The organism is Lactobacillus sp. B4005, from assembly GCF_026536045.1.
In the GTDB taxonomy this organism is placed as follows: domain Bacteria; phylum Bacillota; class Bacilli; order Lactobacillales; family Lactobacillaceae; genus Lactobacillus; species Lactobacillus panisapium.
This window is the reverse complement of the sequence record NZ_JAFNOZ010000003.1, coordinates 132,780-145,133: the sequence shown is the minus strand read 5'-3', so window position 1 is coordinate 145,133 and position 12,354 is coordinate 132,780. Positions and strand designations below refer to the sequence as shown.

Annotated in this window: 10 protein-coding genes; 4 read left to right on the top strand and 6 right to left on the bottom strand. The window is 35.0% G+C overall.

Going from position 1 to position 12,354, the window contains the following annotated elements; translation table 11 throughout:
* Both J3U73_RS07935 and J3U73_RS07930 read right to left on the bottom strand, forming a co-directional pair.
* Window positions 1-1,980 (bottom strand): beta-glucoside-specific PTS transporter subunit IIABC, encoded by a 1,980-nt coding sequence (locus J3U73_RS07935; protein ID WP_267393605.1) that lies wholly within the window; start codon window positions 1,978-1,980, stop codon window positions 1-3.
* A gap of 137 nt (window positions 1,981-2,117) precedes the next feature.
* Window positions 2,118-3,011, bottom strand: a complete 894-nt coding sequence (locus J3U73_RS07930; RefSeq protein WP_220268656.1) for a PRD domain-containing protein — start codon at window positions 3,009-3,011, stop codon at window positions 2,118-2,120.
* A gap of 261 nt (window positions 3,012-3,272) precedes the next feature.
* Here J3U73_RS07930 and J3U73_RS07925 point away from each other — a divergent pair, with 261 nt between their 5' ends.
* The 3 genes from J3U73_RS07925 to J3U73_RS07915 all read left to right on the top strand — a co-directional run bounded on the left by J3U73_RS07925 (window position 3,273) and on the right by J3U73_RS07915 (window position 7,625).
* A complete protein-coding gene (locus J3U73_RS07925; protein ID WP_220268657.1) occupies window positions 3,273-4,223 on the top strand; it encodes a class A sortase in 951 nt (316 codons plus the stop codon).
* Window positions 4,224-5,213: 990 nt separating this feature from the next.
* On the top strand, window positions 5,214-5,954 hold the full coding sequence (locus J3U73_RS07920; protein ID WP_220268658.1) for a MucBP domain-containing protein: 741 nt from the start codon (window positions 5,214-5,216) through the stop codon (window positions 5,952-5,954).
* Between the two features lie 597 nt (window positions 5,955-6,551).
* Window positions 6,552-7,625: a P1 family peptidase gene (locus tag J3U73_RS07915; RefSeq protein ID WP_220268659.1), complete on the top strand. Its 1,074-nt coding sequence runs from the start codon at window positions 6,552-6,554 to the stop codon at window positions 7,623-7,625.
* A gap of 163 nt (window positions 7,626-7,788) precedes the next feature.
* Here J3U73_RS07915 and J3U73_RS07910 read toward each other — a convergent pair whose 3' ends face one another.
* From J3U73_RS07910 to J3U73_RS07895, 4 genes are read right to left on the bottom strand one after another with little or no spacing between them, the layout of a single operon-like run.
* A complete protein-coding gene (locus J3U73_RS07910; RefSeq protein WP_220268660.1) occupies window positions 7,789-8,274 on the bottom strand; it encodes a PTS system mannose/fructose/N-acetylgalactosamine-transporter subunit IIB in 486 nt (161 codons plus the stop codon).
* On the bottom strand, window positions 8,246-8,671 hold the full coding sequence (locus J3U73_RS07905) for a PTS sugar transporter subunit IIA (RefSeq protein ID WP_220268661.1): 426 nt from the start codon (window positions 8,669-8,671) through the stop codon (window positions 8,246-8,248). Before J3U73_RS07905 ends, J3U73_RS07910 begins: the two co-directional genes overlap by 29 nt.
* A 13-nt stretch (window positions 8,672-8,684) precedes the next feature.
* The gene (locus J3U73_RS07900; protein ID WP_220268662.1) at window positions 8,685-10,364 is read right to left on the bottom strand and encodes a PTS system mannose/fructose/sorbose family transporter subunit IID; all 1,680 of its coding nucleotides are present in this window, start codon (window positions 10,362-10,364) and stop codon (window positions 8,685-8,687) included.
* A 32-nt stretch (window positions 10,365-10,396) separates the two neighbouring features.
* Window positions 10,397-11,113, bottom strand: coding sequence for a transaldolase (locus J3U73_RS07895; protein ID WP_267393581.1), 717 nt, complete (start codon window positions 11,111-11,113; stop codon window positions 10,397-10,399).
* A gap of 198 nt (window positions 11,114-11,311) precedes the next feature.
* On the opposite strand from J3U73_RS07895, the gene J3U73_RS07890 reads away from it, so the two are divergent.
* Window positions 11,312-12,304: a LacI family DNA-binding transcriptional regulator gene (locus J3U73_RS07890; RefSeq protein WP_267410093.1), complete on the top strand. Its 993-nt coding sequence runs from the start codon at window positions 11,312-11,314 to the stop codon at window positions 12,302-12,304.
* The last annotated feature ends 50 nt before the right edge of the window (window positions 12,305-12,354 follow it).

Genomic DNA, 12,354 nt, shown 5'->3' with positions numbered 1-12,354 from the left:
TTATTCTAAGTCTAGCAGCTGATCACCGATTGATACTTTGCCACTAGCAACAACATTAACTTCGTGGTAATTGTTAGTATTGGTCACAATTACCGGAGTTGTGACTTCATAACCAGCCTTCTTAATAGCTGCCAAGTCAAATTCAATGAGTGGATCGCCCGCTTTAACAGATTGACCCTTCTCAACTAATATTTTAAAGCCTTTACCATCTAATTCAACCGTATCCATACCAATATGGATCATTACTTCCGCGCCCTTAGCTGATCTTAAACCAATTGCATGTCCAGTTGGGAAAGTCATGGCAACTTCACAATCAAATGGTGCACATACTTTGCCTTCTTTTGGTTCAATTGCAACACCTTGACCCATTGAGCCGCTAGAGAAAACTTCATCTTTAACATCTTTTAACGCAACGATTGTTCCGTTTAATGGTGCAACTAATTTTTCAGGTTCATTGTAAGAAACTTTAGCCACTGGTTTGGCAGCAATTGTAGTTTCTGCAGGAGCGGTGGCGGAATCTGCACTTTCTGCTGCATTCGCATTAGCCAAAGCAACTTGCTCATCAAGTGTTTCGTCAACTGAATTACGGCCAAAAATCATTTGCAAAGCAAAACCTAAAATTGTTGCGACAATCATGGCAATAATTAAGCCATAAACAGTGCTATCAACGCCATTTTTACCAATAGCACCAGGAATTGAGAAGATTCCCATTCCGGCCATGATGTAAAGCTTGGTCTTGAAAAAACCGATTAAACCACCTCCGATTGCTGAAGCAATACAACTAATGATAAATGGTTTTTTACGTGGTAATGTCACGCCATAGATTGCTGGTTCAGTAACACCAAAGATTCCAGAAACAAATGCAGGAATCGCAATACCACGGGTTTTTTCATTTTTAGTTTGGAAAATAATTGCCAAAACAACACCTGTTTGGGCAAATGATGCAGCAAGTGATAAGCCAACGATTGGGTCATAACCCATAGCAGCAATGTTGGTCATCATAACGGCAACAAAGCCCCAATGAACACCAAAGATAACAAATACTTGCCAGAAAGCACCCATCAGGATACCAGCTAAAATCGGACTAAAGTTGTAAATGGCACTGACAACTTGAGCAATTGCGTTACCTACCCAAGTAGCAATTGGTCCAATAACTAAGAAGGTAACCGGAACAGTAATCAATAAGACAACAAAAGGAACTAAAAAGGTCTTAACCACATCAGGAATGACTTTTCTCGCCACTTTTTGTACCTTCGAAGCAAACCAAACTGCAATAATGATTGGGATAACTGAAGTTGTATAGTTCATTGAAATAACTGGAATACCCAAGAAGGTCATATGAACCGGTGCCTGTAAAAAAGTCCCCTTAAACACCGTGAATAAAGTAGTCTTGCTACCGGCCATCGCTACAATCGATGGGTAGCAGAGTGCAGCACCAATGGTTGCTCCTAAGTAGAGGTTAATACCAAACTTTTTAGCCGATGAAATTCCCAAAATGATTGGCATGAAGTAGAACAAACTGTCACCAATTGCATTCAGAATAATGTAGGTTCCGTTATTAGCAGTTACCCAACCAAATGCCAAAAACATGGCGTTAAAACCTTTGATCATTCCAGCAGCACACAATGCACCTAAAAGTGGGTTGAAAATACCGGAAATCAAGTCAATAAATTTATCTGTCAAGCTCATGTTGCTTGTATCAACATAATCATCAGGAACTGAACCGCCATCACCAAAACCACCAATTTTAATTAGGGTATCGTAAACATCAGCAACGTTATTACCAATAACAACTTGGTATTGACCACCAGACTTAACTAATGATAAGACACCGTCAGTTGCCTTCATTTTTTCATCGTTTGCCTTTGAAGCATCCTTTAACTTAAAGCGCAACCGTGTTGTACAATGCACCACGCTGGCTACATTATCTTTACCACCAACATTGGCGATAATTTCACGACTTAATTCTTCGTAAGCCATTTTTTCCTCCAAAAATAACAAAACCCGGGGACTTAAAGAAGACCTCTTGCAAACATTCAATTAAGAATGAAACAATGAAGTTTTCTTTATGTTCTCGGGTTAATGCCTGTAAAACAGTAACACACCGTTTAAACAAATTATTTTTCATCGGCTGGAATTTGCTTTGCTTCCGAATCAGTACCATCTTTTTGTCTGTGCGTTACCCGCCAGACATGGAGCGTCAGATAGACCTCATCATCAGGTTGCAATTTCCAGCCAGCTTGCTTAGATAAATAAGTGCCGATTTTTAAAACCGTCTCGTATGCTTTCTTGTACTTAACCCTCATTAATTCAAGCAATGAATTATCAAGTTCGCTGCCACTATTCTCATCACCAACTTCATAAAGATGCCGTACCATGAATGAACGTAAATGCGTCATAAACCGATTGAAATTAAATGATTCCGGATCAAGCTGCATCCCATACTGATATTCAATGATTTCAATCACACCATGAATTAACTTGGTGATTTTGATTGTATCTTGAAGCTTAGTTTGATCAGAACTAGCATTGATAAAGTGATAGGTCAGATAAACAACTTCTGCGTTGGGAAAAGTTAGCTTAGTTTTTTCCTGAAGCAGCTTCAGCGCATCTTTCGCAGTTGAATATTCTTTAGGAAATAGCTTCTTTAATTCCCACCCCACAGTACCTTGGCCTAATTCAAAGCCCTCATCAGTTCTTTTAAGCATAAAATCAATGTGATCAGCTAAAACCAAGTACTGATAATCAGTAAAATTAACGTTTAGTCTCTTTGAAACAAGATTGATTACATCAGTTGTTAGAGACAAAGTACGTTTATCAATATCCCTAACACTGTCAATCATCTTGATATTCTTTTCGACAGCAACAAAACGACGAGTAATTTTTGTTTCATCAATTGGATCATTGGGCTTTTTCCCAAAACCAATTCCGTTTCCAATTACTACCCAATCAACACCAGATTCATCCGACACTAAAGCAGCATTGTTGTTAAAATTTTTAATAAATTTCACTCAGCAAACTCCTCTTTTCAATAAAAAAACCTATGAGCAACACTAAAGCCTTGTTGTTCATAGGTTAATGCCTGATCGAATCAGTAACACACTTATTTACTCTTAAGATTATAAAACAGTGTTAAAGCGATTTCAATAGTTATTTGAAGATTTTTTATCAGTGTTTCTAGTTATTTCTCAAATAATTAGGCATTTTACCGATTTATCATTAAAATAAGAGGTAATTTGAATAACTTTCGCAAAATCAGAGGACAAATAGCAATGACAACTAAAAAACAAAATTTAACCACCAAACAAAAAGTCTGGTCTACAATCCAGGTTCTATTTATAGGTATACTTTTTTACTTGGGGGTAACACTTATTTTCTTCGGTTCCGGTTTTGGTGACTCCTACCTTGTCCAGCAAAACGCAGAGCAAGCTTCTTCAGGATTAACATCTAAAAAAGCGGATCAAAATAAGCACCGGAAAACAACTTATGACGCTAGTAAGACCAAGTCAATTAGTACAACGCGGATCCTGCGGTCAAAGAAAATTAAGGCTTATGCTATTGGGCGAATTTCGATTCCAGCCGTTAACATTCACAATCCGCTGTTTGCCGGATATGGCAGTGAAAACCAAAACTTGGAATACGGCGTTGTTACTTGCCTCCCGGACCGTGTAATGGGTGGAGCCAACAACTATGTGCTAGCAGGACATTATATGGGAGCATATGGCCCTGCTGTATTAGACAATTTACATTTGGTAAAACGGGGCGACTTAATCTATGTGACCGATCTTCATCACATTTATGCTTACGAAGTTAAAAGAATTTCTTTTGCAATTAAACCAACACAAGTTGAAGTCGAAAACAACATAAAGGATAGAAGCATGATTACCTTAATTACATGCTCAGACTTTAACACTTCGAAATACGGGTATGGGCAGCACCGCACAGTTGTGCAGGGTGATTTAATCAGCAAAATTAAGGCAACCAACAAGAATTTATCTGCGACTGAATTAACTGCTAATTTTTCTGCAAAAAGAGGCCAGAAAAAGGTCGCTTTACCAACCAAAAAGGGACGGCATACTATTAAAAAGAGCCAACAAATTCGCGCGAAAGCTCAGCCTAAGTTTTTTCAAAACATGACTCTTATTAAAGCTGCCATTATTATTTTTAACGTTATCTTCTTTCTAATTATTGTCTGGCGTCTAGTTAGAATTTGGCGCTCATAACTAGAGCGTAACACCAATTTAATTCGCTCATTATTAAGTCGTAATTGGCACTATTTTGCCAGTTACGGCCTTTTTTTACTATATAGTCTTTTTTTTATTAACAAGATTAAAATTCCTAACTTCAACAATTAGTAACTTGGTTTTTAATATTGTTAGAAAAATAATTACTTGCTGTTTGCGATATCGTCCGAGAACATTATTGCAAATTAGACTTATTTTTTGTTAATAATTTGGTAGTTAAGTGCTGAATAAATAGTTAATCATGGTAGCTTAATATTCGTATATAAGCAGTTTATAAATACTGTTTTTATATGTTTTAGGTCTAATCATTGCTATGTAGCAGCTATTACATAATAGGCTTTAAATAATCTTTAAGCTGCTCTGGTCTTAATACAAATTGAATTCGTTATTTAGAACATTATCAAAATGGCTACTAATACAATGATATTTCAAAGTTTAAGTTGTCAATTGACCCATCTACAATTTATAAAACTAGTAAAAAGGATAGTTATAATGTTACCCTAAAAATTCTAAATTTCTAAATCATATTTTTATGTAAAAATAACAATTAATAATATTAGTTATACTTAAAAAATTCTAAAAAAGATTCAAAAATCTAAAAGTACTATTTTTCTCGCTATTCAGCAGTTAATCAATTATAACAAATATTAAGAAAATCGCTTGTAAAAGAAATGAAAAAAATAAAAAATATTTATGTTTAACATTTTTAATAAAAAAACACTTAGTTATATTTTGGCTTAACTAATAAATTACTATTTTACTAATATTAAATTTTTTAATAACATAAGTAGCAGACCTAAAATAAATTATTATAATTTTTATTTTGTTTACACTATACATTCATTCTAAAAGATGATAAAATAAAAATATAATAAAGTTAATTTATATGATTAGTAGCCTTGCTAGAATAAAAGAAATAGAGATTTTTTAAAATATAAAATGAATAACAAAATAAACAAGCATAGAAAAATGGAAAAATTACTATTTGCCACTTTTGTTGTGATTGCTTTAGGAATCTTTTCAGTTGAGGCAAACAGAATTAGAGCAGAATCTGAGCCTCTAAGTGATGTTAGGACATGGGCACATAAAAGCAAAATTAACTCTGAAAAAAATGATATACAGTCAAAGTCGCGAAAAACAGCAAAAACTGGTTCAAAAACTTTTGTACTAGGTGCTAGTCAAGACAATTCTTCACCGAACGTATCATCTAGGTCAAACAATGTTATTGTGCATTACATTGATAAAAAGGGTAAAATTCTTGCACCTAATCAAGTTTTAAAAGGTAGAGTAGGTAGTAATTACCATACCGTTGCTAAGAAAATTCCCGGCTATATGTTAATCTTCAAGTCTGACAACACATCTGGAGTTTTTAGTGATAAACTGCAAAATATTACTTATGTTTATAAAACAAATGATAAAGTAGTTAATCAAAGTTCCAGCGGTGTTGCTTTTGGGGAGGCCGATGCCAAGATTTTCAAGAAAGCCAAAAAAGCTATTCGTAGCGATAAAGCCAAAACTGTGGCTCATGCTCAAGACAATCTTAGAAGTCATATAGATCTACATATCGTTAATGAAATAGGCAATAAATTACCACAGACAAGTCCAGATAAAAGGATTCAAAGAATATTAACTGGGTTAGGTTTCCTATCAATATTTGGAGGCTTGATAGGTTTCAGAGCGTTCTGTCGGAAGGGAAAAAATAATATTTAGCTTTTAATAATTAAAAACACTACTTTTGATAGTGATGATATGAGGGCAAATTTTTCGGTTCATATCAAATACTAATTGGAAAGTTTTTAGTGTGTTTTTTAAGGAGGTTTTTAACAAATAGCCATGGTTTTAATTATTCAATAAAAACTATTCTCATTTTATTCTATGGCTTTCTACAATATAATAATGAAAAATTCCATTCTTATTATTCTGATAGAGCAAACTGCTTTTGTGTATAATAACTTAACAACTTTGATTGTTCTTTGTGAAAAGTTTTAAAAACGCCGTTACTTTTTTGTTAAAGCTATCCAAGCTAGCACGGCTAACAGTTCTGACCCTGGTCATCTATTACAAACAGGTACTGATAAAAAAGTAAAAGTTGCTGTTACTACAACCGGAGCAGTTTTACTGTTTGGCAGTTTAGCAGGCATTTGGCTTAGTGTCGCAAGAAAAACTAAATATTAAACTAAGAAAGCCAATTTCTATGACGAATTTGGCTTTTTTCTTTTCCCATATAAATTTTAAAGTCTTTCATTAATTTAACCTTAAGCTTAAAATAAGATATTAATTACAATTTATAGTATTAAAGGAGATACCATGGGACTTAACAAACCACTTTTATTTGCGCTTAGTGATGCACCGACCGGACAACGAAATCTAATTACCGATGTGGCTGGCGTGACCGTTGGCCATAAAACAATTGTTACTGATCGTTTGCAAACAGGTGTAACCGTCATCAAGCCTTGCCAGGATAATATTTTTCGTGAAAAAATGCCGGCAGCTGCGCATGTTATCAACGGCTTTGGTAAAAGCACTGGTTTAGTTCAGATAGAAGAACTGGGTACGATTGAAACACCGCTAGTCTTAACTAATACTCTAAGTGTCGGAACCGCCACTACTGCTTTAGTGAAAAGAATGCTTGCTGAAAATCCAGAAATCGGCCTGACAACGGGTAGTGTTAACCCGATAGTAATGGAATGCAATGACAGTAGTATTAATCATATTCGCGATTTAGGCGTTACTGAAGAAGACGTTAACGAGGCCTTTGCGGCTGCTTCGTCTGAATTTGCTGAAGGTGGCGTAGGCGCTGGTACTGGAATGCGCTGCTATGAGCTTAAAGGCGGCATCGGTTCTGCCTCACGCAAAATTAAAATTGATGACCAAACTTTCACAATGGGCGCTTTAGTCATGTCTAATTTTGGCCTCAGCACCGACTTAAATATTTACGGCCGGGCAATTGGCAAAAAGATTGTTGATAATAAAGATAGTAAAGAAAAAGGTAGTATTATCACGATTATTGCAACGGATATTCCATTTAATTCGCGTCAATTAAAAAGAATCGCTAAACGTTCTAGTATCGGCATTACTCGCAGCGGTTCATTTAGTAGCAATGGCAGTGGCGAAATTACACTAGCCTTTTCAACTGCAAACCGGGTTAGTCATTTCCCTGAACATGAATTGAGCTCGATTCAAGCAATTACTGATGATAAGATTGACCGCTACTTCAGAATTACTGTCGATATTGTTAATGAAGCTATCCTAAGTTCACTAGCTCATGGCAAAACCACGCCAGACCGTGATGGTAAACCGCTATTAGGCTTAAAAGATGCACTTGCTCAATTAGGTAACGATCAAGATGCACTAGCTTTACGCAATGAATTAGGGATTTAAGAGCATTAATAATTACTTTAAAACCTGTAATTATAATAAATAGTCTGGAAAAAGTATATTTGATACTTCTAGCCAAAACAAAAATCCTATTAAACTTTGGCATTAAATAAGCCATGATTTAATAGGAATTTTTGTTTTTTCCAGACATTTATTGATAAATTTATTATTTTTCCTTTTTATCTAAGAAAGGTTTTATGGGCTGCTTTTCATTTTGAGGAACTATTTGAACGTAAACATTCATTCCTTTATTTAGCAAGCGGTAGAAACACTGATCTTCTTCATAACTAGTAGAGATATACTGATATAACGTATTACGGCCATCCTTTGCACCCATTCCGCCTAAATCCAAGTCCTTAATATCAATTCCATGATTAACCATGTACTCAATTGTTTCCGGAACTTTAACTAAAATCATTGTTGGCGCTTCTAATGACTGAGAAAAGAACTTGACACCATCTTCTTTGTTAAACACTCCTATACCAATGTCTTCGGGTACTGCTTGCTCAAAAACATTAATCATAAACTCATTTTTAGATGTTGCATCATCAATAATAACAACATTTTCTGCCCCAGTTTCCTTAATCCATTTTGTCATTACTTGGCCATGAATCAAGCGATCATCAATTCTTGTTAAGACTAAGTTTTGCATGATGTAAACCTCCTAATTTAGTATTTTCAATACCCCAGTTTTCTTTAGCAAGCGCTACATTAATCAATTCTTCAATTGAACTATTTTTAGTTCTTAAAGTGACAATACTCAATAACATCGGAACATTTACGCCAGTAACAATTTCTAAATTATGATTTTGCTTTAAAAGCATTGCAGTATTAAATGGTGTGCCGCCCTTTAAATCGACTAAAACCAATGCTGGCTGTTTACTCGTATCTTCTAAAATTTGACTAAACTTTTCCGCATAATCTTCAGGACTTTGACCAGGCCTAAACGATATCGTTTTAAGGTTATCAACTGATCCAGCAATCATTTCTACTGTTTGTTTAATACCTAAACAAAAATCTCCATGACTAGCTAAAATAATTTGTATCAAGTTAAACTCTCCTTTAAATGACCGCTAAAATTCCAAGATAAGAACATAAAATTCCGACTATGAATATTCCAACCACAATGATACTTGCATTAACTTTTTTTCTTAAAAGCCACCATACTAATAAGGTAGCTAATAATGGAATTAGACTTGGTGCCAGCTGATTAAATAAAGCTTGCAATTTAATCACGCTTTGCCCAACATGCCAAATTAATGGCGTTTTAATAGTCACTCTCGTAGCAGCCATTGTACCAACAACCATTAAGCCAACAATTGAGAACGCGTTAGTTACTTTATCAAGCAATCCACTTTTTAAAATAGAAACAACTGACTCTTTGCCTTTCTTATAGCCATACATAAACATCCAGTATCCAATAGCGTAAATAATTAATTCAAAAACTACTGTAAACATAATCGGACCAAAGTAATTGTGATCCAATGCCATGGTCGCACCAATACTTGCAAGTATTGGGAAGATAATGCCTTGTTGAACCGTATCACCAATACCAGCAGCTGGGCCCATTAACCCAGTTCTAACACCATTAATGTCCTCAGCACTAACTTCGGCACCATTTGCACGAGCTTCCTCCATTGAAAGAGCTATACCATGAATAACTGGACCAACCATGTGTGGTTCCGTATTGAAAAATACCATGTATTTCTTTAATTCATCAGCTTGTCTTTCTTTCGGGTATAGTTTTTTAATAGGATAAATCATCATGTTAGTTAAGCCTAATGCTTGTAGCCGTTCATAATTATATGCGGCTTCATCTGACTGTTCCCAGAGCCAAGTTTTTACTAAATCACTATGAGTTAATTTAATTTGATAATTCAAAGGAGAAATATTTTGAGCTATATTTGTCCCTGGTTCTAGCGCTGCACTAGCATTTTCTTGTTTGCCAGTTCTATTTTGAAGAGTTAGTCGGCGTACTTTCTTATCTGTAGGTTCAGCATCTTTCTTCGTTGCATTAGCCTTTTGATTGATATAAAGCAGGTAAGCAAGTAGTCCTGCAAATATAGCAATTGCCATTATTTGCAGTTTCAGATATGCAGTTAAGAAAAAACCAATAAAGAAATACGGAATCAATGATTTTTTACCCAAATAATTGAGTAACATTGCAATACCCAAAGCCGGCATTAAAGCTCCTACGACTTCTAAAGCCGTAGTCAAACTTTTAGGAATCATATTAAGCATTCCCTGTGCCCAGCCTCGGCCAAAGAATACCAAACAGAACGCTGGAATACCATACACAATTATTGCGACAATTAGAGAAGGAACATAATTCAAAAATCTAATCGCTTTAACATTACCTCTTGCCAGCTCCGCATCTGCACGGTGAACCCAAAAAGAGTTAACACTCTGATAAATTTCCACCATTAAAAGCCCAATAAGAGAAAATGGAACTGCAAAAGTCACAGCTAATTTTGGGCTAGCGCCTGATAAAATTGTTAAAGCAGTTCCAAAAATACCAGCAACCATTGTATTGCTTGGCATAACACCACCAGTATTAATCCAACCCAGATAAACCAGTTGGATCGTAGCACCAGAAAGCATTCCTAACATAGGATTGCCCATAAATAACCCAACCAATAGCCCAGTTGTTAAAGGATAAGTTAGGCATCTTGTTACCGGCGCAAAAAACCACCATTGAGAAATAGTAGCCAGAGTGGCCACTAACAACGCTGATAAAAACATTTCTTAAGCCTCTACTTTCTTAATTTTTAAAGTTATAAAATTGAGAACCCTAGTGCCCTAACATCTCTGTTAAAGTCTTGAACTGTTTGGAGTGAACGTTCTTCTGGAGTTGTGCCGATTAATGGAAACTTGTCAATTACCGGAGAAGTACACGTAATAATGTCACACCCACAATTATCAGCTTCAAAAACATTGATTACTTCTCGACAACTTGCCCACAGAAGCCAGCCATTTCCATTTTCATGACAAAGTTCTGCTGCTTTTTTCATTAAAGGTGTTGGATCTATTCCAATATCTGCTAATCGACCAGCAAAAATTGAGATAATATTATTTGAGCCAGGTTTCAAAACTGCCAGAACGTCTTTAACTTGCTGAAGTGTAAACATCGCAGTTACATTAACTTTAATGCCCTCAGCAGAAAGCTTTTTTATCAATGGAACCGAAGAAACTCCTTTAGTATTAGTAATTGGTATTTTTACGAAAACGTTATCGCCAAGTGATGAGATTTTTTTGGCTTCTTTTTCCATCGTGTCAAAGTCATCAGCAAACACCTCAAAAGAAATTGGCATTCCAGTAACTTTAGCTAAGGCCTCCTTGGCAAAATCAACGTAATCTTTTACTCCGGCTTTTTTCATTAAGGATGGATTAGTCGTAAATCCCTTCACAACTCCACTTTCTTTTGCCTTTACCATATCATCAATGACTGCCCCATCAGCATATACTTTAACGTTCAAATCACTAATTTTCATAATTTCTCCTCCTAACATAAAAATATATTTATCGTTTGCGGTAACGTTTGCGCAAATTGCAAAAATATAAGTCCTTTGTTTAGGACTTGAAGTGCTATTTAGTGCAATCGTTTTCGCTGATTACATTTTTATTGTATAATGTTGTTAACGAGATGTAAAGTGTAAAATATAAAATATAAATTAATAAGGTCACATACTATGTCAGTAACTTCAATAAAAGACATTGCCCGGTTAAGCGGCTATTCAGTTTCAACAGTTTCAAGAGTTTTAAATAATACAGGACGGTTTTCCGAAACTACTAGAGAAAAAATTATTAAAATTGCCAAAGAGAATAATTATTCACAAAATGTCATTGCTAAAGGAATGCGAAAGGGCAGATTAGCAATAATTGGCATTTTAGTCCCAGATATTACCAACTCATACTATGCCTCAATAGTTAAAAAGTGTGAGCAGTATTTTTTCAAAAAAGACTATTTAACCATTGTTTGTAATACAGAAAGAAACGCTAGCCTTGAAGAAAAATATATTTCGAAATTAAGTAATCATATGGTTGATGGCTTAGTTGTCATTTCTACGCAAAATGTAATTAGAAAGGAGCAAGTTGATCTACCAACAGTTTTTATTGATCGTTCTCCCAAACTTAACAACAACATGATCACAGTTTCTTCGGATAACTACACAGGCGCTGTTTTAGCAACTAATCATTTAATTGACAAGAATTGCTTTCCAATTATGTTAACTAATAAAGATAACGAGTTTTCAAGCAATGAAAGTCGTATTAAAGGCTTTACTGAAACTGCACAAAACCGCGGTATATCAAAGCCAATTGTTATTAGTACTAATACTAATTCAGATGAAATTTATTTAGCAAAAAAGACAATTTGGGCTCAACTAACAAGACTTTGGAGTAAACATAGCAAATTAGGTGTTTTCGCAATTAATGACAATGTCGCAAGCTATATCTATCAAGTAGCAATTGAAGAGGGTTTAGATGTTCCTAATAAGCTTAGTATAGTGGGTTTTGATGATGCACCGATTGCTAAAAAATTACAGTTATCTACAATTCATCAAAGCACTTCAGAAATTGCTAAAGTTTCTTGCTCTAATCTTTTAAGACTTCTTAGACATGAAAATATTTTAGAGCATAAATTTACTATTCCAATTTCATTAATTAAAAGAAAAACCACATAGCTATCTCTAAATTTTATTCCAGCTACATTATAAATATGCTTATTTCAGTA